This is a genomic window from Pseudomonas reidholzensis (assembly GCF_900536025.1).
GTDB lineage: Bacteria > Pseudomonadota > Gammaproteobacteria > Pseudomonadales > Pseudomonadaceae > Aquipseudomonas > Aquipseudomonas reidholzensis.
The window spans coordinates 38243-61383 of record NZ_UNOZ01000027.1 but is presented as its reverse complement, the minus strand read 5'-3'; the positions used below and the strand labels follow the sequence as shown (position 1 = coordinate 61383).

Here is a 23141-nt window from a genome sequence, read left to right as displayed (position 1 = left end):
CGCGCCGATCAACGCACGTCCTTTTCCAGTGACCGCCACAGTTCGAGCATGGTCGGGTTGCTGTTATTGATGGCCTTGAACGACCAGATCTCCAGCTCCGCACTCCACTGCGTGTCGCCCGCCGGCACCAGGCGGCCCGCCGCCAGTTCGTCTTCGACCGCCGAGACCGGCACCCAGCAGACGCCATAGCCTTCGCGCGCCATGCGCGCCAGGTGCATGGCCATGTCGGCTTCATGGAAGCGTTCCAGCGCCAGGGGTTGCGGCGCAGCGCGCAGGATCATCTCGACCACCCGACCGAGAAACGATGTCGCGGTGTACCCCAGGTACGGAATCGGCTGTTGGCTGTCACCCGGCAAACGGAACAACGCCTGGCCCTGCGCGTCGGGCGCGGACACCGGGATGAAACGGTCGATGCCCAGGCGCAGGCCGACAAACTTGTCCGGATCGAGAAAGATCGGCACCTGCGGGTGGCTGTAGCCGATCATCAGGTCGCAGTTGCCCTCGGCCAGGGCAATGACCGCCTCCTGGACGTTATCGGCCAGTACCCGTGCGTTGAAGTAGCCGTTGCGCCGCTGAAACGCGGCGAACCATTGCGGCACGAAGGTCATCGACAAGGTGTGCCCGGCAACGACCTGGATCGAGCGGCCGGGCATGCGTTCGCCACGGCGCAGCGCGGTGCGCAGTTGCATGAAGCTGGCCAGCGCTTCGCCGCCCTCGGCGCAGAAGGTCTGGCCAGCCTGGGTCAGCTGCACGGGGTACGTGCCGCGGTCGACCAGTTCGACGCCAACCCATTCTTCCAGTGAGCGGATGCGTCGGGACAGCGCCGATTGGGTGATGCAACGGATCTCGGCAGCGCGGGAGAAGTTCTTGGTCTGGGCCACTGCCAGGAGGTCGTCGATCCATTTGGTTTGCATGGGGTGCCTGGGTGTGAGCGTGAATAAGGCGATTTTAAGGCCGCTTTGGCGCTATCGCGAGAGACGACCACTCAGGCGTTTGCCTACCGCAGTGATTCATTGAGTATTTCGTCGCAAATGGTCACCCGTTCGAAGCCAATCGGCAGTATTGGCAAACTATGCAATTGTCGCATCGAACTATGGTGCGAACTCATCAAGGCCCCTCTCGATCACTTTTAGTCTGTTGTTGTCAGCCACCGGTGGTGGCGACCCACAACAAGAGAGGTTGCGATGAACCACAAGAAACTCCCCCGCTATATCGCCCTGGCGATCGTGCTCGGCATCCTGGTGGGCTGGGGCTGCCATCATTACGCCGAGGATGCTCAAGCCAGTCAGCGTATCGCCGGTTATTTCAGCCTGGTGACGGATATTTTTCTGCGCATGATCAAGATGATCATCGCCCCGTTGGTGTTTGCCACCCTGGTCGGTGGCATCGCCAGCCTTGGCAGCTCGGGCTCGGTGGGCCGCATCGGCCTGCGCGCGATGACCTGGTTCGTCTGCGCCTCGTTCGCGTCGCTGGCACTCGGCATGTTGCTGGTCAACCTGTTCCAGCCCGGCGCCCACCTCGACCTCAGCGTCAGCCAGGGCAGCGCCCAGGCCGCAGTCAGTGCAGGCGATTTCAGCCTCAAGGCGTTCATCGGCCATGTGTTCCCACGCAGCATTGCCGAAGCCATGGCCAACAACGAAATCCTCCAGATCGTGGTGTTCTCGCTGTTCTTCGGGCTGGCCCTGGCCTACGCCAAGCGTCAGGGGCACAACGCCATCGCCAACCTGGTCGACGAATTGGCCAAGGTCATGTTCCGCATCACCGACTACGTCATGCTGTTCGCCCCCGTGGGCGTGTTCGCAGCACTTGCCGCGGCGATCACCGCCCAGGGTATCGGCCTGCTGCTGGACTACGGCAAGCTGATCGGCCAGTTCTACCTGGGCATCCTGCTGCTGTGGGCGCTGCTGTTCGCGGTGGGCTTCATGTTCCTTGGGCGCCCGGTGTTCACCCTCGCCAAGCTGATCCGCGAGCCGGTGCTGCTGGCCTTCTCCACGGCCAGCAGCGAGTCCGCCTACCCCAAGACCATCGACGCCCTGGAGAAATTCGGCGCGCCCAAGCGGGTCTCCAGCTTCGTCCTGCCACTGGGTTACTCGTTCAACCTGGACGGCTCGATGATGTACCAGGCCTTCGCCATCATGTTCATCGCCCAGGCCTACAACATCGAGCTGAGCTTTGCCCAGCAGTTGTTGATCCTGTTGACCCTGATGATCACCAGCAAGGGCATGGCCGGCGTGGCCCGCGCCTCGGTGGTGGTGGTCGCGGCAACGCTGCCGATGTTCAACCTGCCCGAAGCCGGGCTGCTGCTGATCCTGGCTATCGACCAGTTCCTCGACATGGCCCGCACTGCCACCAACGTGGTCGGCAACAGCATTGCCACTGCCGTGATCGCCGACCTCGAGAAACGTCGAGGCGAGCAGGACGAGACTGCGCCCGCCGCCCCTCCGATCGCCGTACAAAACGCCTGAGACCGACCATGAACAGCAACCCTGCGCGTCAACCCACCCGTACCCTTGGCGTCATCGGCGGCCTCGGCGCCCTGGCTGGCGGCGACCTGTTCTACAAACTGCTCAGGAGCCAGCCGTTGCTGGCCGATCAGGGCCGCTATCACCTGTTGTTCGAGCAACACCCGTTCAGGGACCTCGAGCTGCCATTGGAGGCCGGCGCACGGCTGACGTCACGCCAGCTGTATGTGTTCCAGGCCGGCCAGCGCTTCGCCGAGCGCGGCGCCGATGCGCTGCTGGTGCCCTGTTTTGCCAGCCAGAGTGTGCTCGGCGAGTTGCAGGCCGAGTTGCCGATCCCGATCCTGGACCTGTTCGCCGCACTCGAATTCCCCTTGGCGCAGCGCGTTGTAGACGGTGCCCGGCTGGGCGTGCTGGCGTCGGATTATGTCCGCGCGTCAGGCAGCTTCGAGCGGCATTTCGGCGACCGCTTCGAACTGGTCTATCCGAGCCCACGCAGCCAGGCGCGGCTGATGGAAGCGGTCTATGGCGCACGTGGCATCAAGCGTGGCCACCTGGAGGGCGAGGTGCTGGAGCAGTTGCATCAGGTGTGCCTTGAGCTGCAGGCGCAAGGGGCGACGTTGCTGTTGCCCGGGATGACCGAGCTTTCGCTGGTGGCCAGCGACCTGCAGGGTCGCGGCGTGCCCTTGGTGGACGCCAACCAGGCCTATGCCGACTACGCCAGCAGCGACCTCGCGGTGCCTGCGCCGATGCCGTTCAAGCTTGGCGTCGTCGGCGGTGTCGGGCCGGCGGCAACGGTCGATTTCATCGCCAAGGTGGTTCAGGAGACCCCGGCGGGCCGAGACCAGGAGCACCTCAAGCTGGTGGTCGAGCAGAACCCGCAGATTCCCGATCGCACGGCCAACCTGCTGCACGGCGCCAGCGACCCGACCGTGGCCCTGTATGCCACCTGCAAGCGCCTCGAAGACGAAGGCGCGCAGGCGATCGCCATCCCGTGCAACACGGCGCATGCCTATGTCGAGCGGATCCAGGGTCATCTGCGGGTGCCGATCGTCAATATGCTGGAAGAGACCCTGGGGTATATACGCGAGCACTTTGGCGAGGGCCTGCCAATCGGCCTTTTGGCGACTTCGGGGACGCTGCAGAGCCGGGTCTACCACGAGGTCGCCGGGCGGCTCGGGCTGGTGCTGAAGGTCCCCGACGACGCGGGTCAGGCGCGGGTGATGCAGGCGATTTATGGTGAGTGCGGGGTCAAAGCCGGGTTTACCGAGGGGCAGTGTCGGCAGGATCTGCGCATGGCGGCGCAACAACTGGTGGAGATGGGCGTGCGGGTGCTGATTCTGGGGTGCACCGAGCTGCCGTTGATCCAGGCCGCTGGCGAGGAGGTACTGGATGGGGTGAGCGTTACCTATGTGGACCCTACGAGGGTGTTGGCGAAACGCTGCGTGAAACTGGGGCTGACAGGACGCTAGGCGGCTCCTGCTGATAGGCTGCTAGCATGAGCTCGCTGTGCTGGCCTCATCGCGGGGCAAGCACCAGCCAGCGAACCTCGGACAAGGAATCTCCAGCATGACCTGCAAGGCAGTTGCCCTGGTACTCGCCGCTGGCCGTAGCCGGCGCTTCGGCAGCGACAAGCGCCATCACCCTCTGGATGCTGGCAGGACCTTGCTGCAATCCAGCCTGGCGCTGCCCTGCGCGCTGTTGGAGGAGGTCTGGCTGGCCCTGCGCGATGACGACCCGCCACCTGCCCACCTGCCCGCCAAGGTGCACATCGTGCAATCCAGCCGCAGCCGGCTGGGGCTAGGCCAGAGCATTGCCGCCAGTGTCGAGTGCATCAGCCGGGCGAGCGATGCCGACGCCCTGGTGCTGTTGCTCGGCGACATGCCGTTCATCCAGCCAGGCACCCTCGCCACCCTGCTCGCCCATGCCAGCCGCGAGGGCATCTGCCGCCCCGCCTTTCAGGGCAGGCCCGGCCACCCGGTGGTCTTCGGACGGGCCCTGTGGCCCGAACTGGCCAGGCTCGAAGGCGACCAAGGGGCCCGCGCCGTGTTGCAGGCGCACCCTTCGCAGGTGCTGACGTTGGCGGTGGACGACCCCGGGGTGCTGCTGGACATCGATCACCCCAGCGACCTGCCAGGGCCAGACAGGGTCTAGACTAGAGGTGGGATTTGCCGGGCCATGTGATCCGGCGTACCCGCACGGCATGAACGGGGGGCTGCCACACGTGGAGGTGTGAGATGAGCCAGTTCAAGCGAATGTTGGTCATGCTCGGCCCGCAGATGCGCCATACACCCGCCTTGCAGCGGGCGGCGGCGCTGGCCGAATCCAGCGGCGCGCTGTTGGATATCAACGTAATGGTCGACGATGTCGACACGTTCGGCCTGATGAGCGATGGCAGCGAGCGCGAGCGCCTGCTCACGCACAATCGCCTGTGGCTGGCCGACGAAGCCGAACAGCTGCGCGACAGCGGTTTGGATGTTTCCACTGACCTGCTGCTCACCCGCGACCCGCTGGGCAGCGTGCTCGAACAGGTCGAACGGCTGGGCTGCGACCTGTTGATCAAGGATGTGCAGCACGAGCCGGTGCTCAAGCGCTTGCTGGTGACGCCACTGGACTGGCAGCTGCTCAAGGACAGCCCGGTCGCCGTGCACCTGGTCAGCGACATCCGCCTGCCGTTGCCCAGGCAGATCGCCGCCGCCGTCGACCTCAACAGCCACGGCGCCGGCGAGCACCTCGACGAGCAAGTGATTCACACCGCCCGCGCCCTGGCCTTGCAGTGCAACGCCGAACTGCACCTGCTGCACGTGTGCGACGCGAGCAAGACCCACCTGGCCGACTTTGGCGCCGGCACGGTGACCATGCCGGGCTTCGAGGGCGGTGTGCGGACCGCCCAGCGCACGACGTTCAACCAGTTGGGTGACCATCACCAGATCGAGCTGGAACACCGGCACTTCCTCGAAGGCCCGGCGATCAGGGCGATCGCCCAGTACATCAGCCACAGCCGGGTCGATGTGATCGTCATGGGCAGCCATCGCCACGATGCCTTGCAAACGTTCCTGGGCGGCACTACAGCGCATGTGCTGGAGCATCCGCTGTGCAATGTGCTGGCGATCAAGGCGGGGCATTGAGGTATCGGCGCCGAACTGACACGCGGCCGCTCGGCTAGCGCCAGTTCAAGTCCACCTTGGCCGGACCCTTGCCGTCGACGACGACCAGTTGCTGCACGGTCTGGCCTTCCGCCTGGCCCGTCACCCGATAGTGCCCGGGCGGCAACTGCACATAGATCATGGGGCCGACATCCTCAAGGGTGATCACTGGCTGCCCTTGGGCGCTTTGGATGGCCACGGACGCGCCGCTCTGGAACTTGCCCTCAGGCCCGGTCGAGAGGGTGATGTGCAGGTTGTAGCCTTGTGTCTGACGCAAGGCCAGGGCTTCGTCCTGGCCAATGCCGCCCTGCAGGTAGCGAATGCCGTTCTGTTCCTGGGGCTGCAGTTGGACGGCCTGGTAGTCGACCGCTGCAACGGGATCGGCCGCGGCCGCCAGGCCCCACGGCATGGCCAACGCCAGCAGCAGCGTGCCACACACACTGTAGTGATGGTTGCGCATGATGCACTCCTCCATCGAGGGATGGTTACTCTGCTTTTGACGCTGCCGCCTGCCCGCCGTTCGGCCCATCGGTCAGGCGGCGCGGCGCTCTTCGAGCAGCTTGATGAACATGCTCAGGCTGCGCGACACCGTGCCCCGGCGCCACACCAGCCAGGTCTTCAGGTAGCGGAAGTCCTGCGACAGCGGCCAGACACTGACGGTACTCAGCCCCGGCATGCTGTCGAGCATGCTGCGCGGCATCAGCGCCAGGCCGGCACCGGCGCTGACGCAGGCGAGCATGCCGTGGTAGGACTCCATTTCGTGGATCTTGCCGGGCACGGCCTGGTCCTGGACGAACCAGTTCTCGAAATGGTGGCGGTACGAGCAGTTGGCGCGAAAGGCATAGATGCTCTCGCCGTTGACGTCCTGGGCGCGGCCGATTGGCGCATGGTTGAGCGGCGCGATGACCACCATCTCCTCCTCGAACACCGCCATGCCCTCCAGGGTCGGGTGCAACACCGGCCCGTCGACGAAGGCGGCCACCAGCCGACCCGACAACACCCCTTCGAGCATGGTCCCGGACGGCCCCGTCGAGAGGTCCAGGTCGACCTTGGGGAAGCGTTGGTTGTAGGCCGCGAGCAACGCCGGGATACGCACCGCCGCGGTACTTTCCAGCGAACCCAGGGCGAACGTGCCTTGCGGGTCTTCACCCGCTACGGTCAGCCGCGCCTCGTGCACCAGGTCGAGGATCCGCCGCGTGTACTCGAGAAAATTCCAGCCGGCCGGCGACAGCCGCAGGCGGCTTTTTTCGCGGATGAACAGCTCGACGCCGAGGTCTTCCTCGAGCTGTTTGATCCGCGTGGTCAGGTTCGACGGCACCCGATGGATCTGCTGGGCGGCGGCGCTGATGCTGCCGTGTTCGGCGACGGCCTTGAAGATTTCCAGTTGCACCAGGTCCACAGCCATTCTCCAAACGTGAATGTTTCGCTCATTATTATTCAGTTTTCAATAAAGATGCACGCCACTAGTCTGAGCACCACTCACTACAACAACGAGGAACTCCGCCATGAGCCAGATCAGCAGCCTGACCCACGCCATCTCGGTCGACCCGCACAGCGGCGAACAGATCGGCCACTACGCTTTCGACACCGACGCCGCACTGGACGCGGCGCTGCAACGCGCCAAGGTTGGCTTCAACCAATGGCGCAAGGTGTCGCTGGGTCAGCGCAGCGAGTACCTGGTGGCCCTGGCGGATGCCCTGCAGGCCAATCACGAGGCCCTGGCGGTGATGATCAGCCGCGAGATCGGCAAGCCGATCAGCCAGGCCCGTGGTGAAGTGAGCAAATGCGTCGGGCTGTGCCAGTGGTACGCCGAACACGGCCCTGCCATGCTCGCGCCAGAACCGACCCAGATTGAAAAAGCCCGCATCGAATACCGCCCACTGGGGCCGATCCTGGCGGTCATGCCATGGAACTTCCCGGTCTGGCAGGTGCTGCGCGGGGCGGTACCGGCGCTGCTGGCCGGCAACACCTACGTGCTCAAGCACGCACCGAACGTGATGGGCAGCGCCTACCTGATGCTGGACATCATTCGCCAGGCGGGTCTGCCAGAAGGCATCTTCGAAGTGCTCAACGTCACCCCGGAAGGCGTCACCCGCGCGATCAACGACCCGCGGATCGCCGCCGTCACCCTGACCGGCAGCGTGCGCGCCGGCATGGCGATCGGTGCCCAGGCTGGCGCCGCGCTGAAGAAGTGCGTGCTCGAGCTGGGCGGCTCCGACCCGTTCATCGTACTGGCAGACGCTGACCTCGATGCCGCTGTGAAGGCTGCCGTGATCGGCCGCTACCAGAACACCGGCCAGGTTTGCGCTGCGGCCAAGCGCCTGATCGTCGAAGACAGCATCGTCGATGAGTTCACCCGCAAGTTCGTCGAGGCGACCCGCCAACTGAAAGTCGGCAACCCGCTGGAAGACGACACTTACATTGGCCCGATGGCCCGCTACGACTTGCGTGACGAGCTCGATGGGCAGGTCCAGGCGACGCTGGCGGAAGGCGCGACCCTGCTGCTGGGGGGCAAGAAGGTCGAAGGCGTGGGCAACTTCTACGAACCGACGGTGTTTGCCGGGGTGACCTCGACGATGACCGCGTTCAAGCAGGAGCTGTTCGGGCCGGTGGCGGCGATTATCAGCGCTCGCGATGCCGAGCACGCGGTGGAACTGGCCAATGACAGCGAGTTCGGGCTGGCGGCGACCATTTACACGGCGGATGTGGCGTTGGCGGAGCGGATGACCGAAGCGCTGGACACCGGCGGTGTGTTCATCAATGGCTACTGCGCTTCTGATCCGCGCGTGGCGTTTGGCGGCGTGAAGAAGAGCGGGTTTGGGCGGGAGCTGTCGCACTTTGGCGTGCGGGAGTTCTGTAACGTGCAGACGGTGTGGCTGGATCGGAATTGATTCTGATCTGAGATTTTGGGGCCGCTTTGCGGCCCTTTCGCGACACAAGGCCGCTCCCACAAGGGACTTGCGCAAGGCGTTCCACTGTGGGAGCGGCCTTGTGTCGCGAAAGGGGCGCAACGCGCCCCCAAAACATTCAATCGCGTACCTGATCCTTGACCCAATCCAACATGCCACCCGGCACGATCAGCTCATGCCGTGCCCGCGAACACGCGGTGTAGAGACCGGCGAGCATCCGCGCCCGCTCGTTGCGGTTGTTCCCGGCCGTAGGCGCCACCATCAGTTCCGGCGACACCATGACCCGAGCGAACTCCATGTTCTTCACATCCCGCACCCGGCCGAGAAACAGCTTGGGCGCCTTGTCCCAGCGGTAACGACTCTTGGCTTTGGCAAAGTGCTCCGGCGAGTAACCCTTGCGCAGCATGTTGGCCACCGCGGCAAACGCCTTGTCATCGCCTTTGTCCTGCTCCAAGGCCTGCCAGCTGGCATAGCGGAACAGCATGTTGTGCCGCGGCCGCGTGCCATGCCGGTACAGCTCGATGCAGTCCTCGACGAACAGCTCGAACTCCTTGCGCGCGCCCTGCAGCAACACGAACGGCACGCCCTGGTGGGTCAGGCGCTGGAACCAGCCGAACAAGCCCCACTCGTCATCGACGATCAGCGCCGTAGGCTGCTCCGGCACCGTCACGGTGTCGAAGAAGCTCACCCGCGTGTAGTGCTCGGCACTGCCGCTGAAGGCTGCTTGGATCGCCGCCGGGTGGGCCAGGATCAACGGGTTGAGCACGCCTTCCATGGCCGGCCCGGCGCGCAGCGAATGGTCGATGCAACGCTGGCGAATGAACCCGCCATGGTGCGGGCTCAAGCCATTGAGGTTCTGCAGGTCGTCGCCCAGGGTGATGATCGCCTGGGGGCTGCGGTCGAGCACCGCGAGCATCGGCGCTGACAGTTCGTGCGCCTCGTCGACGATGACATGGCTAAACTGGACGTCGATCACTTCAAGGGTCAGCGACAGCAGCTTGACCCGGTGATAGTCACGCACCGGCAGCTGGATCTCCCGCGCCGCGGGGCGGATCAGCTGCTGCCAGTACAGGCGCGCCTTCTCCAGCAGCACCTCCTGGTCCAGCGGCGAAAACCCTGGCCCCATCCACGGCAGGTGCTGCAGCTGCAACGTGGCATCGCCACTGCGGCAGAAGCTGCGCACGGCCTTGATGCACAGGGCGACCACCTCACGGGCGGCCAGCGGGCCGATATCGGGTATCCCCAGCCATTGCACCACCTGCGCCTCCTGCGGGCGCCACGAGAGCTTGGTCCGGTAGACATCCCGCAGCCGCCAGCCGTTGCTGGTCAGGTCGCGGTTGAGGATCTCGTCGGCCAGTTGGCCGAAAGTCATGGCGGTAAACGCCGAGGCGTCCTTGACCCGCGCCTGCAACGCCCGCAATTGGCCTTCGGTCATGGCCAGGAGCAAGGTGCGCTGAGGGTCGAGCAGGCGCGCGAACTGGTGGATCAGAAACGTCTTGCCGGTACCGGCAAAGCCTTGCACGGCCACCGACTCGTCAACGCCGGAGAGGAATTCGCGCAGCAGGCGGTTCTGCTGGTCGCTCAGGCGCAGGTCGCTCGACAGCGACGGCAGGCTGACCGGTTGCAATGGCGTGACCCGTTGGCGGTAGCTGTCGGCAAAACGGAAGTTCCAGCCGCCTTCCGTGTCGCGCAGATCGACCGGGTCGACCGGGTGCTCGGCGGACAGCAGGCCGATGCCGTTCTCGCCCAGCATGCCCAGGCCCATGGCAAACACCTCGGCATCGAAGCGCTGGGCTACCTGCTGCTGAAACTGGCCAGGCGCCGCGGCTTCGACTTCATCGGCGATGCGCAGGATTTCGGCGAAACGCCGCTCCTGCGCCTCGACCGACGGCGCGCCGTGCTGGCGCGGCAGGTTCTGGATGAACAGCACGGTGGCCGCCTCCAGCAAGCTGGCGCGGCTGATGAAGTCGGTGGCGGGCGAGCTGGTAAGGGGCTCGGCCTGCTCGCTGGTGAGTGGCAGATAGAACATCGGGACCTCGGGGGGAAACTGCCGCGCACGATACCAGTAATGGGGATTCGCTGCTGGGCTGGAGGGCCCTCAGCTTCTGCCGCGCTTGAGCGTCTCGCTCGGCAACTCGCCGAACAACTGCCGGTAACTCTCGGAAAACCGCCCCAGGTGCCAGAACGACCAGCGCATCGCCACCTCGGCCACGGTCGGGCCACCACCGCGCAGCAGGTCCCGCCGCGCGCCGTTGAGCCGGCGCAAGCGCAGCCATTGCGCCGGCGGCATGTTGGTGAAGGCCTTGAAGGTCTGCTGCAACTGGCGTACCGAGACCCCGGCCACCCGCGCCAGCTGCACCAGGTTCAGCGTCTCGTCCGGGCAATCCGCCGCCCAGTCACTGACCCGGCGCATGACCGTGCGCGCCTCACCGCGCCGCCCGAGGGCATCGCCCTGCAAGCGCTGGCTGGCGCCGTCGAGGATGAACAGGCAGTCCTCCAGCAACTGTTCGGCCAGCGCCCTGCCCTCCAGCGGGCAATCCGCCTGCCCCAGGCGGGTCAGGGTAGCGCTGAGCCAACTGCCGAACAGCGCGTTCTGCACGCTGTCCAGCGGCACCATGAACAACCCCTCGAGGCGCGCGACATCCAGGCCATGCCCCTGCAGGAAACCGCGGTCGAACACCACCGCCACCTCTTGGTAGTTCTCCGGGGTGATCCAGATATTGCGGCTGTCTTCATTGAGCAGGTAAAGGCTGTTTTCGCTGCGGTCGAAGCAGAACGTCAACGACCCGCTTGGGGCGCTGAAAAACTGCTCCACGCGGGTATTCAGACGCTCTTCGTAAACCTCCACGCCCTCGAGCCCCAGACAGCGCAACTGGCCATTGAAATGGCCCGGCGACATCTGCCGGTACTGCTGTTGCCAACCGGGCGTGGCACGCACCTGCTCGGTCACGTCGCTGGTCTGGTAAGCCTGCACTTGCAAGGCATTGGCCGTTGTCACGCTAAATCCTATATGCACTCTTTTGGTGCATTTGCTAACGAAAGAAGTGGATAGATCAACCCTGCGGGCTGCGCCCAAGATAGCCCTCAGCGCGTCGCCTGGGAAGATTCCTGCACCGATGCGCCACCCAATGGCAACCCTGAGGTCTGTATGAACGCCCCCTTCGATCAGCTTTCAACGTGGCTGAAAGAACACCGCATCACCGAAGTCGAATGCGTGATCAGCGACCTGACCGGCATCGCCCGGGGCAAGATCGCGCCCACGGCCAAGTTTCTCCATGAGCGCGGCATGCGCCTGCCCGAGAGCGTGCTGCTGCAGACCGTGACCGGCGACTACGTCGACGACGACATCTACTACGACCTGCTCGACCCGGCCGACATCGACATGATCTGCCGCCCCGACCCGTCGGCGGTGTACCAGATCCCTTGGGCCATCGAACCGACCGCGATCGTCATCCACGACACCTTCGACAAACAGGGCAACCCGATCGAGCTGTCGCCGCGCAACGTCCTCAAGAAGGTCCTCAAGCTGTATGCCGACAAGGGCTGGCAGCCGATCGTCGCGCCGGAGATGGAGTTCTACCTGACCAAGCGCTGCGAAGACCCGGACCTGCCGCTGCAGGTGCCGATGGGCCGCTCCGGGCGTGCCGAGAGTGGCCGCCAGTCGTTCTCGATCGACGCCGCCAACGAATTCGACCCGCTGTTCGAAGACGTCTACGACTGGTGCGAAATCCAGGGCCTGGACCTCGACACGCTGATCCATGAAGACGGCCCGGCGCAGATGGAGATCAACTTCCGCCATGGCGATGCGCTCGACCTGGCCGACCAGATCACCGTGTTCAAGCGCACCATGCGTGAGGCGGCGCTCAAGCACAACGTCGCCGCGACGTTCATGGCCAAGCCGATCACCGACGAGCCTGGCAGTGCCATGCACCTGCACCAGAGCGTGGTCGACATCGCCACCGGCAAGCCGATCTTCGCCAACGACGACGGCAGCATGAGCGAATTGTTCCTGCACCACATCGGCGGCCTGCAGAAGTACATCCCCAAAGTGCTGCCGATGTTCGCCCCGAACGTCAACTCGTTCCGCCGCTTCCTGCCCGACACCTCGGCGCCGGTCAACGTCGAGTGGGGTGAAGAAAACCGCACCGCCGGCCTGCGGGTACCAACTTCGAGCCCGGAAGCGATGCGTGTCGAAAACCGCCTGCCAGGCGCCGACGCCAACCCGTACCTGGCGATTGCCGCGAGCCTGCTCTGTGGTTACCTGGGCATGGTCGACAGGATCGAGCCGAGCGCGCCGGTCCAGGGCCGCGCCTATGAGCGACGCAACCTGCGCCTGCCGATCACCATCGAAGACGCCCTGCAGCACATGGAAGACTGCCAGATCCTGCAAGACTACCTGGGCAAGCAGTTCGTCCAGGGCTACGTGGCGGTCAAGCGCGCCGAGCACGAGAACTTCAAGCGGGTGATCAGTTCCTGGGAGCGTGAGTTCCTGATGCTCAGCGTCTGATCCCGAGCACCCGCAACAGACCCCAGAAAAAATCCAACGAGGTGTCGACATGCGTCATTTGCAAGCCCTGATCCCCGCGGCATTCACCCTGCTGTTCGGCGCGAGCGCCCAGGCCGCCCAGCCGAGCGTCAGCGTGTACAACTGGACCGACTATATCGGTGACACCACCCTGGCGGACTTCCAGGCCAGCAGCGGGATCAAGGTGGTGTATGACGTGTTCGACTCCAACGAGACCCTGGAGGGCAAGTTGCTGGCCGGGCGTACCGGCTACGACGTGGTGGTGCCCTCCAACCACTTCCTGGCGCGCCAGGCCAAGGCCGGCGCCTTTCTGGCGCTGGACCGCAGCAAGCTGCCCAACTTCAAGCACCTCGACCCCAAACTGCTCAAGCAGCTCGAACAGAACGACCCCGGCAACCAGTACGCGGTGCCGTACCTGTGGGGCACCAACGGCATCGGCTACAACGTCGACAAGGTCAAGGCTGCCTTGGGTATCGACAAGATCGACTCCTGGGCGGTGCTGTTCGAGCCGGAGAACCTGAAAAAACTCCAGCAGTGCGGCGTGGCCTTCATGGACTCGCCGGACGAGCTGTTCCCGGCGATGCTCAACTATTTAGGCATGAACCCGCGCAGCGAGAATGAGGACGACTACAAGAAGGCCGAGGCGCAACTGCTGAAATTGCGCCCGTACATCACCTATTTCCACTCCTCCAAGTACGTCTCGGACCTGGCCAACGGTGATGTCTGCATCGCCTTCGGCTATTCGGGCGATGTATTCCAGGCAGCCAACCGCGCCGTAGAGGCGAAAAACGGCGTGAAGATCGCCTACAGCATTCCCAAGGAAGGCAGCAACCTGTGGTTCGACCTGCTGGCGATCCCCAAGGACGCCAGCAACCCCGAGCAGGCCCTGGCCTTCATCAACTACCTGCTCGACCCGCAGGTGATCGCCAAGGTCAGCACCACGGTCGGCTACGCCAACGCCAACCTCGAGGCCAAGCAGCACATGGCCCCGGCCTTGGTGAACAACCCCGAGGTCTACCCGCCGCAGGAGGTGCTGGACAAACTGTACGTGTCGAGCACCCCGAGCGCGAAGATCATGCGCGTCATGACCCGCTCCTGGAGCAAGATCAAATCCAACCGCTGAGGCGAGCACCAGCCATGTCCCTTGATACCCGACACACCGCCTCCTACTACGCCGCCACGGCGCGCGCAGCGGCGCCCTACCCCACGCTCGACGCCGAGCTGATTGCCGACGTCTGCGTAGTCGGCGGCGGGCTGACCGGCGTCAATACCGCCCTGGAACTGGCCGAGCGCGGGCTTTCGGTGATCCTCCTGGAGGCCCGGCGGATCGGCTGGGGCGCCAGCGGGCGCAACGGCGGCCAGCTCATCCGCGGCATCGGCCATGACGTCAGTGGCTTTGCCCGCTATGTCGGCCAGGAGGGCGTGCGCTACCTGAAACAGGCCGGCATCGACTCGGTCGAGCTGGTGCGTGAGCGGATCGACCAGTATGCGATCCCGTGCGACTTGCGCTGGGGCTTTTGCGAACTGGCCAACACCCCGGCGCAGTTCGCCGCCTTCAGCACCGAGCAGGACGAGTTGGCCAGCCTCGGCTACCGCCATGAGACCCGCCTGGTCAGTGCCGAGCGCATCCACGAAGTGGTCGCCAGTGAGCAGTATGCCGGCGGCCTGGTCGACATGGGCTCGGGCCACCTGCACCCGCTCGACCTGGTTCAGGGTGAAGCGCGTGCCGCGGCCAGCCTCGGTGTGCAGATCTTCGAGCAAAGCCCGGTGCTGCGTATCGAGCATGGCGCTACCGTGACCCTGCACTGCGCGCACGGCAAGGTGCGCGCCAAGAGCCTGGTGCTCGGCTGCAACGCCCATCTCGATGAGCTGGAGCCGCGTCTGACCGGCAAGGTGTTACCGGCCGGCAGCTATGTGGTCGCCACCGAGCCCCTGCCCGAGCAGGTTGCCAACGCCTTGATCCCGCAGAACATGGCGCTCTGCGACCAGAAGGTCGGTCTCGATTACTACCGCCTGACCGCCGACCGCCGCTTGCTGTTTGGCGGCGCCTGCCACTACTCCGGGCGCGACCCCAAGGACATCGCCGCCTACATGCTGCCGAAGGTGCGCAAGGTGTTCCCGCAGTTGGGCGAGGTGCGCATCGACTATCAATGGGGCGGGATGATCGGCATCACCGCCAACCGCTTCCCCCAGGTCGGGCGGCTGAGCCAGCACCCTAATGTGTATTACGCCCAGGGGTATTCAGGTCACGGGCTGAACGTCACCCACTGGACCGCCAGGCTGCTGGCGGAAGCGATTGCAGTGGGTCATAGCCGAGGGTTGGATGTGTTCAGCGCGGTCCCGCACCTGACCTTCCCGGGCGGCAAGGCGCTGCGCTCGCCGCTGCTGGCGTTGGGGATGTTGTGGTATCGGGTGCGGGAGGTGTTGGGGTAGGCCTGGGAGGGCTGATCAACGCTGCAGGCCCCTCAAGACCGATCGTCGTCAACTCTTGCAAGCAATTCAAAGAATGGCATGCAACCCCTTGTCAGCAATAACATTAAGCAGCTTCAGGGCCGGCCCCGCAGGACGCGTTTCTCCCTGCTCCCATTTGCGCACCGTGGACGCACTGGTGTGCAGATGCAAGGCAAAAACCGGCTGGCTGAAATTGAGCGTTTCGCGCAATTGGCGAATGTCCAATGCGCTGAAATCGCGCACCGGGGCCGGGCAGATGGCCTCAAAGTCACGCAGGGTGACCTTGCTGACAGCGCCAGCCGCGTACAGAGCGCTGAGGTCATCGCGCAAGGATTCAATAAGTTTGCTGGTCACAGCATACCTCCATCAATACACCTGCCTTCAGGGCCTTGTTCAAGGCGACCGCAGACAGCTCGAGAAAAATCTTACCGGCAAACTGCAAGGCTTTTTGCTCATCTTGAGTGATCGAAGCTTTGTCACTCTTGGCAAAGCCATGCAGGAACACATAGCGACTTCCGATGCGCGCCGAAACGAGGGTCCTGTAACCTGAGCTTTTCCCCGTTCCGTCTGCAGCGATTCGCTTCTTGTACAGCAGACCACCAAGGCTTGCATCGACGAGGCCATTGCGCATCTCGTTGACCGCCCTGCACAACATCGCGTCCGATAATTTCACGCTGACCTGCCAGCGTGAAAAATCCCTTCGCTTGTAAACATCCATTATGAGACCGTCCAAATCATACCCTTAACGGGTATAGTTTTTCAATCTTGCACATCGAACGATAGTCAGCACAGTCAGGTTTTTTTGTAGGATTCAGCCTCACCCCCCACCTCAGCGTGCCTCCCCATCCCTTCACTCGCGCATCAAAAACCAGCCGCCACTGGCCAACTGCCAAGCACCTGCTAGCGTTGTTCTGGCCGTCCCCTCAATGGATGCCCTCAATCATGAAACCACTGCCCCGCGCCACCCTGCTGTGCGCCGCCGTGCTTGCCCTGGCCGCGTGCTCCAGCAACCGTGTCGATCCGAGCGAGTATTCCGGGTTTCTCAAGGACTACAGTCGGCTAAAGCCCGCTGAAAGCGTTTCTGGCCAGCCGGTGATGCGCTGGATAGACCCCAACGTCAAAGCCGGGGACTACACCCAGGTGTTCATCGAGCCGAGCCAGTTCTATCCCAAGCCACAAGCCACCGCGGTGATCTCCGCACAGACCCTGCAAGAGATCACCCGCTACTTCAACGACGCCATGCGCCGCGAGCTGGGCAGCGTCCTGACGCTGGCCAAGGCACCGGGGCCCAACACCATCGTGGTGCGCCCCGCGATCACGGCGGTGTCCACCCACACCGAGGGCCTCAAGCCCTATGAGGTCGTGCCCATCGCCCTGGTCGCCGCCGCCGTGAACACCGCCGCGGGCGGGCGTGACCAGGCCGTCGACATCGCCGTGGAAGCGGCCTTCCTCGACGGCGGCAATCAGAAGGTGCTGGCGCAGGTGGTGCGCAAAGGCAGCGGCAAGGAGCTGGAAAACGATACCCAGCAACTCACCTTGCAAGACGTCAAGCCGGTGCTCGATGGCTGGGCCAGCGACATGCGCAAGAGCTTTGTCGCGTTGAAGGACAAGACGCGCTGAGGGCCGTTTTGGGGCCGCCTGGCAGCGGCCCCGGCACTGCCGGCATCCTGATATCTGCCCTCTGCTCAAGCACCGCGAAACATCCCCGCAGTCAAAGCCCCAGTTCCGACAACCCCGGATGATCATCCGGGCGCCGACCCAGCGGCCACAGGTACTTGCGCTCGGACGGATGGATCGGCAGGTCGTTGATGCAGGCAAACCGCAGCGCCATCAGCCCATTGTCGGCGAACTGCCAGTTCTCGTTGCCGTAGGAGCGGAACCAGTTGCCCGAGTCGTCGTGCCATTCGTAGGCGTAGCGCACGGCGATGCGGTTTTCACTGAACGCCCACAACTCCTTGATCAAACGGTACTCGAGTTCCCTGTTCCACTTGCGCGTCAGGAACGCTTCGACTTCGTCGCGACCGTGAATGAACTCGGCGCGATTGCGCCACTGGGTGTCGACGGTGTAGGCCGTGGCGACCTTTTTGGCGTCGCGGCTGTTCCAGCCATCCTCGGCCATGCGCACTTTCTGGATCGCCGACGCGTGGGTGAACGGCGGCAAGGGCGGACGGGGTGCGTCGGGAGCGGTCATGGCAGTGTCTCCAGGGTTAGCGGCGCAAGGTGGCGGCGCGAAGAGGCCGGTACAGCCTGCAACGATAGCCGCTTCACGCGGAACCAAGCGGGCCTGATCCAGCTCTTCTGATCAACAGTCCATCGCAGGGGCGACGGCATCCGTCCTTCGCCCGCCCATCCTTTGTGCTAGTTTTTTTGCACGGGTGCGCACAACGAGGCGCCTTCGACCGCCCGACAAGACCTACCAGATCCATCCAACCGACTGATTACGGGTGAGCCATGCAACTTCGAATCAACCAGACGACCTACGAGGTCGATGCTGAGGCAGACACGCCTTTATTGTGGGTGATCCGCGACGATCTGGGCATGACCGGCACCAAATACGGCTGCGGCCTGGCACAGTGCGGCGCCTGCTCGGTGCTGGTGGACGGTAACGTGGTGCGTGCCTGCGTGACGCCGGTGGCGGGCGTGGTCGGGCGCGAGATCACCACCATCGAGGCCATCGAAACCGACGAGGTCGGCAAACGCGTGGTGGCGGCCTGGGTGGAAAACCAGGTGGCACAGTGCGGTTATTGTCAGTCCGGACAGGTGATGGCGGCCACCGCGCTCCTAAAGCACACCCCCAAACCCAGCGATGAGCAGATCGCGGCGGCGATGGTCAACCTGTGCCGGTGCGGCACCTACAACGCCATTCATACCGCCGTGCACGCCCTCGCCGCACAAGCACCCAAGCAGGAGGGCGCGTGATGGACAAGCCCGTCGATTATCCCGCCGATTTGCTCACCCTGGACGCGCCGGTCAACCTCTCGCGCCGGCGCTTCCTCGCCGGCACCGCCGTCGGCGCCCTGGTGCTGGGCTTCGGCCTGCCGCTCGGCAGCTCAAGGGTGCAGGCCGCCGCAGCGGCAGCACCGGCGCAAGGCACCCAGGTGCCGGCGTTTCTGGAAATTCGCCCGGACAACAGCATCCGCCTGCTCAGCCCGTTCATGGAGGGCGGCCAGGGCACCTTTACCGCCATGGCACAGATCGTCGGCGAAGAGCTGGACGCCGACCCGGCAACCTTCCTGGTCGACGCAGCGCCACCCGGCGAGGCCTATGTGGTGATGGAGAACGGCATGCGCATCACCGGTGGCAGCATGTCGGTGCGCATGAGCTACCCGACCATGCGCCGCCTCGGAGCGCTGGCCCGGGCCATGCTCCTGCAGGCCGGCGCTGAGCGCCTCGGCGTGCCGCTGAGCGAGCTGAGCACCGAGCCGGGGCGCGTGGTGCACGCTGCCTCGGGGCGTTCGCTGGCCTATGGCGAGCTGGCCGGCGCCGCGATGGACCTGCCGGTACCCGACCCCGGCAGCGTGACGCTGCGCGATCCGAGCCAGTTCCGCTGGATCGGCAAGCCGGTCAAGCGCGTCGATGCCTATGAAAAATCCACCGGCAAGGCGCTCTATTGCATCGACCTGAAGCTCGACGACATGCTTCACGCTGCGGTGCAGCACGCGCCGCGCCTGGGCATGAATGTCGGCGAGCTGCGCAACGAAGCACAGGTCAAGGCGATGCAAGGCGTGCACTCGGTCCACCGCCTGCCCGGCGCAGTGGCGGTGGTCGCTGAACGCTGGTGGCATGCCAAGCGCGCAGCCGAAGCCCTGCAGGTGCAGTGGCAGGAGCCGACCGCCGATTCGCCAGTGCGGCCGATGCCGGCGGACTTTTCCAGTGAGGGCTTTCGCGAGCGGCTGGCCGGCGCAAGCGGCCCGGCACGTGAGGAGGAGCGCGAGGGCGATTTTGCCAAGGCGCTGGAGGGAGCCAAGACCCAGGTCGAAGCGACCTACCACAACCAGTTTCTCAACCATGGCCAACTGGAGCCGCCCTCGGCGCTGGCGCGTTTCAATGCCGACGGTTCGCTTGAGGTCTGGCTGCCCAACCAGGCACCCGACATGTTCCGTGCCGACATCGCCAAGCGCACCGGCCTGGACCCGGCGCAGATCACCCTGCACTCGCCCTTGCTCGGCGGCTTCTTTGGCCGGCATTTCCTCTACGACAGCGCCAACCCCTATCCACAGGCGATTGCCCTGGCCAAGGCCGTCGGCCGGCCGATCAAGCTGATCTGGAGCCGTGAAGAAGAGTTTCTGCGCGACGTGCTGCGGCCGATGGCGGTGGTCAAGTTCCGCGCCGGGCTCGACGCCGATGGCCTGCCGGTGGCGCTCGAAGCGGTCAGTGCCACCGAGGGGCCAACCGAGGCGATTGCCGGCAAACAGGGGGACAAGATCGACCCGACGGCGCTGGAAGGCCTGTCGGGCAAGTCCTACGCCATCGCCAATCGCCGCGTGGCGCAGATTTACGTGAAAGGCCCGGCGATGCTCGGCTACTGGCGTTCGGTGGGCAACTCGATGAACGACTTCTTCTACGAAGCGTTTCTCGATGAGCTGGCCGACAAGGGCGGCCACGACCCCTATGAACTGCGCCTGCGCCTGCTGCGCGACAACCCACGCCTGACCACCTTGCTGCAGGCCGTGGGCGAGTTGTCCGGCGGTTGGCAGCGCGGCCCGTTCACCGCCGCGGACGGCAGCAAGCGCGCCCGTGGGGTGGCCATGGCCTCGCCATTCGGCTCGCATGCGGCGGTGATCGCCGAAGTCTCGATCGAGAACGGCCAGGTGCGCGTGCACGATATCTGGCAGGCCATCGACCCTGGCAGCGTGGTCAACCCGGCGATCGTCGAGGCGCAGGTCAACGGTGCGGTGGCGCTGGGCCTGTCACAGGTGCTGCTGGAAGAGGCGGTGTACCTGGACGGCAAGCCGCGTGCGCGCAACTACGACCTGTACCCGATCTTGCCGGCGGCACGCATGGCGCGGGTGCATGTGCGGATCGTCGAGAGCGGCGAGAAGATGGGCGGCATCGGTGAACCGCCGTTGCCTGCCGTGGCCCCGGCGGTGGCCAACGCGGTCGCGCGGCTGACCGGCCAGCGCATTCGCAGCATGCCGCTGTCGCGGTACACCTTCAGCTAGCCCGGCCAGGACGACCCGCACATGACCCGATCCAGCACTGCAAAAACCTTGGGCGTGCTCGCCGTGCCCTGCCTCGTCGCGGCCGGCCTGCTGGCCTGGTATGTCACCCGCGAGCCGGCGTCGGCGCTCGCCGACAGCCCAGCGGCGGCGGCGGACCCGGCGCTGATCCAGCGCGGCGAGTACGTGGCCCGGCTCAGCGACTGCGTCGCCTGTCACAGCGTGCCGGAGGGCGCACCGTTCGCTGGCGGGCTGAAGATGGCGACGCCGCTGGGTGCCATCTACGCCACCAACATCACCCCGGACCCGAGCACCGGCATCGGCGCCTACAGCCTGGCCGACTTCGACCGGGCCGTGCGCCATGGCGTTGCGCCCGGAGGGCGCCGGCTGTACCCCGCGATGCCCTACCCCTCCTACGCCAAGCTCAGTGACGATGACGTGCGCGCGCTGTACGCCTTTTTCAACAAGGGCGTGCGCCCGGTCGCGCAAGCCAACACGCCCGGGGAGATTCCCTGGCCGCTCAACCTGCGCTGGCCGATCGCGCTGTGGAACGGCGTGTTCACCGACGCCGGGCCCTACGCCGCGAAAGCCGATCAGGACCCGCAGTGGAACCGCGGTGCCTACCTGGTCCAGGGCCCCGGGCACTGTGGCAGCTGCCACACGCCGCGTGGCCTGGCGTTCAACGAAAAGGCCCTGAACGAGCATAGCGAGGCGTTTGTCGCAGGCGCCTTGCTGGACGGTTGGTACGCCCCCAGCCTGCGCAATGACCCCAACACCGGGCTGGGCCGCTGGAGCGAGGCGGACATCGCCGGTTTCCTCAAGACTGGCCGTAACCAGCATGCCGTGGTCTACGGCTCGATGACCGAGGCCTACAACAACTCGACGCAGTTCATGAGTGATGAGGACCTGGCGGCGATCGCCCGTTACCTCAAGTCGCTGCCGGGCGACCCCAAGCGTGATGGGCCGGCCTGGCAGTACCAGGCGGTGTCCGCCGCCACGCGCCTGGAGGCCCCCGGTGCGCACACCTACGTGACCCTGTGTGCGTCCTGTCACGGCCTGGAGGGGCGTGGCCAGGCGGAGTGGATGCCGCCGCTGGCGGGCGCGACCTCGGCGCTGGCCAAGGAGACGGCCTCGGCGATCAACATCACCCTCAATGGCTCGCAGCGGGTGGTGACCGCCGGGGTGCCGGATGCCTATCGGATGCCGGCGTTCCGCGAGCATCTGTCGGACCGGGAGATCGCCGAGGTGCTGAGCTTCGTGCGCAGCACCTGGGGCAATCATGGCGCCGCCGTCCAGGCCAAGGAGGTAGCGAAGTTGCGTGAACACACCGGGCCGGCCAGTGCCAGCCCGATCATTCTGCAGATGCGATGAACGCACGGAGTGCCCATGGAAAGCATTGACCTGATGGTCCTGCGTACCGCCCACGACTGGCTCGCAGGCGGCGAGCGCGCGCTGCTGGCCACTGTCGCCCGCACCTGGGGCTCGTCGCCGCGGCCGGTGGGTTCGATGATGGCCCTGCGCGAAGACGGCCGGGTGGTCGGCAGCGTGTCCGGCGGCTGTATCGAGGACGACCTGATCCACCGGTACACCCGTGCCTACGGCGCCAGTGGCTTGCCCGAGAGCCTGCCGCAGGTGGTCCGCTATGGCGTCAGCGCCGAAGAAGCCCACCGCTTCGGGCTGCCCTGTGGCGGTACCTTGGAGCTGATCCTCGAGTTCAACCCGTCGCACACCGCCCTGGCGCATTTGCTCGCCCGGCTCGACAGTGGCGGCCTGGCCCGGCGTACCCTGGACCTGGCCAGCGGTACGGCGAGCCTGGCACACACCTCGACGCCCGAGCAGTTCAGCTTCGATGGCCGGCAGATGATCAGCACACTGGGGCCCGGCTACCGGATGCTGTTGATCGGCGCCGGGGCGCTGGCCGAGTACGTCGCCACCATGGCCCTGTTCAACGGGTTCAGGGTGACCGTCTGCGATCCTCGGCCCGAGTACATGAGCGGCTGGAATGTGGCCGGGGTCGAGCAACGGGTCGGTATGCCCGACGATGTCGTCAGGGCCTTCGCGCCCGACCTGCGCTCGTGCATCCTGGCGCTCAGCCACGACCCCAAGCTGGATGACCTGGCCTTGCTCGAAGCCCTCCATGGCCCGGCGTTCTATGTCGGTGCCATTGGCTCGCGGCGCAACAGCCGCCAGCGTCGCGAGCGGCTGATCGAGCACTTTGGCGAGACCGAGGCGTCACTTGCGCGGTTGCATGGGCCTGTCGGGATCTATATCGGCAGCAAGACACCGGCGGAGATCGCCGTGAGTGTCATGGCGGAGATTCTGGCGGTGAAGAACAACGTGCAGGTGCCGGTCGGGCTGTCGGTGAGCGATGCCAAACAGGCCAGGGAGCCGAAGGTACTTGCGGGTTGATCGGTGGCGTTCAGGGTCCAGGCCCTGAGAAAATTTGCTTCGCCGATCATGTCGCGTACAGTTCCCCTAAGCAAACCCGGGCC

At 65.2% G+C, this 23141-nt stretch carries 21 protein-coding genes; 13 read left to right on the top strand and 8 right to left on the bottom strand.

The annotated features are described in order from the left end of the window. Positions 1-8: 8 nt before the first annotated feature. Positions 9-914 carry a LysR substrate-binding domain-containing protein gene (locus tag CCOS865_RS17565; protein ID WP_119143108.1) on the bottom strand — a complete coding sequence of 302 codons (906 nt, stop codon included), beginning with the start codon at positions 912-914 and terminating at the stop codon, positions 9-11. 270 nt (positions 915-1184) lie between these two features. Here CCOS865_RS17565 and CCOS865_RS17560 point away from each other — a divergent pair, with 270 nt between their 5' ends. The 4 genes from CCOS865_RS17560 (at position 1185) to CCOS865_RS17545 (ending at position 5587) form a co-directional block, all read left to right on the top strand. Next, entirely contained in the window at positions 1185-2465 is a 1281-nt protein-coding gene (locus CCOS865_RS17560; RefSeq protein ID WP_119143106.1) for a dicarboxylate/amino acid:cation symporter, read from the top strand. Between the two features lie 8 nt (positions 2466-2473). After that, positions 2474-3931 (top strand): cysteate racemase, encoded by a 1458-nt coding sequence (cuyB, locus tag CCOS865_RS17555; RefSeq protein ID WP_119143104.1) that lies wholly within the window; start codon positions 2474-2476, stop codon positions 3929-3931. Between the two features lie 97 nt (positions 3932-4028). Next, entirely contained in the window at positions 4029-4613 is a 585-nt protein-coding gene (locus CCOS865_RS17550) for a nucleotidyltransferase family protein (protein WP_119143102.1), read from the top strand. A gap of 83 nt (positions 4614-4696) precedes the next feature. Then, positions 4697-5587, top strand: coding sequence for a universal stress protein (locus CCOS865_RS17545; RefSeq protein WP_119143100.1), 891 nt, complete (start codon positions 4697-4699; stop codon positions 5585-5587). 34 nt (positions 5588-5621) lie between these two features. Here the strand turns inward: CCOS865_RS17545 and CCOS865_RS17540 are convergent, their stop codons facing one another. Beyond that, complete coding sequence (locus CCOS865_RS17540) at positions 5622-6065, bottom strand: carboxypeptidase regulatory-like domain-containing protein (protein WP_119143098.1); 444 nt, start codon at positions 6063-6065, stop codon at positions 5622-5624. 72 nt (positions 6066-6137) lie between these two features. Continuing rightward, a complete protein-coding gene (gene ptrR, locus CCOS865_RS17535) occupies positions 6138-7004 on the bottom strand; it encodes a putrescine utilization regulator PtrR (RefSeq protein ID WP_119143172.1) in 867 nt (288 codons plus the stop codon). Between the two features lie 106 nt (positions 7005-7110). On the opposite strand from ptrR, the gene CCOS865_RS17530 reads away from it, so the two are divergent. Beyond that, a complete protein-coding gene (locus CCOS865_RS17530; RefSeq protein ID WP_119143096.1) occupies positions 7111-8496 on the top strand; it encodes an aldehyde dehydrogenase family protein in 1386 nt (461 codons plus the stop codon). Positions 8497-8632: 136 nt separating this feature from the next. On the opposite strand, the gene CCOS865_RS17525 is transcribed toward CCOS865_RS17530, so the two are convergent. Both CCOS865_RS17525 and CCOS865_RS17520 read right to left on the bottom strand, forming a co-directional pair. Continuing rightward, a complete protein-coding gene (locus CCOS865_RS17525; RefSeq protein WP_119143094.1) occupies positions 8633-10543 on the bottom strand; it encodes a DEAD/DEAH box helicase in 1911 nt (636 codons plus the stop codon). A gap of 69 nt (positions 10544-10612) precedes the next feature. Continuing rightward, positions 10613-11512 carry a helix-turn-helix domain-containing protein gene (locus CCOS865_RS17520; protein WP_119143093.1) on the bottom strand — a complete coding sequence of 300 codons (900 nt, stop codon included), beginning with the start codon at positions 11510-11512 and terminating at the stop codon, positions 10613-10615. A gap of 150 nt (positions 11513-11662) precedes the next feature. Here CCOS865_RS17520 and CCOS865_RS17515 point away from each other — a divergent pair, with 150 nt between their 5' ends. From CCOS865_RS17515 to CCOS865_RS17505, 3 genes are read left to right on the top strand one after another with little or no spacing between them, the layout of a single operon-like run. Beyond that, positions 11663-13021, top strand: a complete 1359-nt coding sequence (locus tag CCOS865_RS17515; RefSeq protein ID WP_119143091.1) for a glutamine synthetase family protein — start codon at positions 11663-11665, stop codon at positions 13019-13021. A gap of 49 nt (positions 13022-13070) precedes the next feature. Further along, positions 13071-14162: a polyamine ABC transporter substrate-binding protein gene (locus tag CCOS865_RS17510; RefSeq protein ID WP_119143089.1), complete on the top strand. Its 1092-nt coding sequence runs from the start codon at positions 13071-13073 to the stop codon at positions 14160-14162. A gap of 14 nt (positions 14163-14176) precedes the next feature. Next, positions 14177-15472, top strand: a complete 1296-nt coding sequence (locus CCOS865_RS17505; RefSeq protein WP_119143087.1) for an NAD(P)/FAD-dependent oxidoreductase — start codon at positions 14177-14179, stop codon at positions 15470-15472. Between the two features lie 66 nt (positions 15473-15538). Here the strand turns inward: CCOS865_RS17505 and CCOS865_RS17500 are convergent, their stop codons facing one another. Further along, a complete protein-coding gene (locus CCOS865_RS17500; RefSeq protein WP_119143085.1) occupies positions 15539-15844 on the bottom strand; it encodes a helix-turn-helix domain-containing protein in 306 nt (101 codons plus the stop codon). After that, complete coding sequence (locus tag CCOS865_RS17495) at positions 15825-16208, bottom strand: type II toxin-antitoxin system RelE/ParE family toxin (protein ID WP_119143083.1); 384 nt, start codon at positions 16206-16208, stop codon at positions 15825-15827. The genes CCOS865_RS17500 and CCOS865_RS17495 overlap by 20 nt, the downstream gene beginning before the upstream one ends. A 224-nt stretch (positions 16209-16432) precedes the next feature. Here CCOS865_RS17495 and CCOS865_RS17490 point away from each other — a divergent pair, with 224 nt between their 5' ends. Then, positions 16433-17110, top strand: coding sequence for a DUF3313 domain-containing protein (locus CCOS865_RS17490; RefSeq protein ID WP_119143082.1), 678 nt, complete (start codon positions 16433-16435; stop codon positions 17108-17110). Positions 17111-17201: 91 nt separating this feature from the next. On the opposite strand, the gene CCOS865_RS17485 is transcribed toward CCOS865_RS17490, so the two are convergent. Then, positions 17202-17681, bottom strand: coding sequence for a nuclear transport factor 2 family protein (locus CCOS865_RS17485; protein WP_119143080.1), 480 nt, complete (start codon positions 17679-17681; stop codon positions 17202-17204). A gap of 260 nt (positions 17682-17941) precedes the next feature. On the opposite strand from CCOS865_RS17485, the gene CCOS865_RS17480 reads away from it, so the two are divergent. From CCOS865_RS17480 to CCOS865_RS17465, 4 genes are read left to right on the top strand one after another with little or no spacing between them, the layout of a single operon-like run. Continuing rightward, positions 17942-18409, top strand: a complete 468-nt coding sequence (locus CCOS865_RS17480) for a (2Fe-2S)-binding protein (protein ID WP_119143078.1) — start codon at positions 17942-17944, stop codon at positions 18407-18409. Then, entirely contained in the window at positions 18409-20652 is a 2244-nt protein-coding gene (locus CCOS865_RS17475; RefSeq protein WP_119143076.1) for a xanthine dehydrogenase family protein molybdopterin-binding subunit, read from the top strand. Before CCOS865_RS17480 ends, CCOS865_RS17475 begins: the two co-directional genes overlap by 1 nt. A gap of 21 nt (positions 20653-20673) precedes the next feature. After that, complete coding sequence (locus CCOS865_RS17470) at positions 20674-22020, top strand: c-type cytochrome (protein ID WP_119143074.1); 1347 nt, start codon at positions 20674-20676, stop codon at positions 22018-22020. 15 nt (positions 22021-22035) lie between these two features. Next, complete coding sequence (locus tag CCOS865_RS17465) at positions 22036-23058, top strand: XdhC family protein (protein WP_119143072.1); 1023 nt, start codon at positions 22036-22038, stop codon at positions 23056-23058. Positions 23059-23141: the final 83 nt, after the last annotated feature.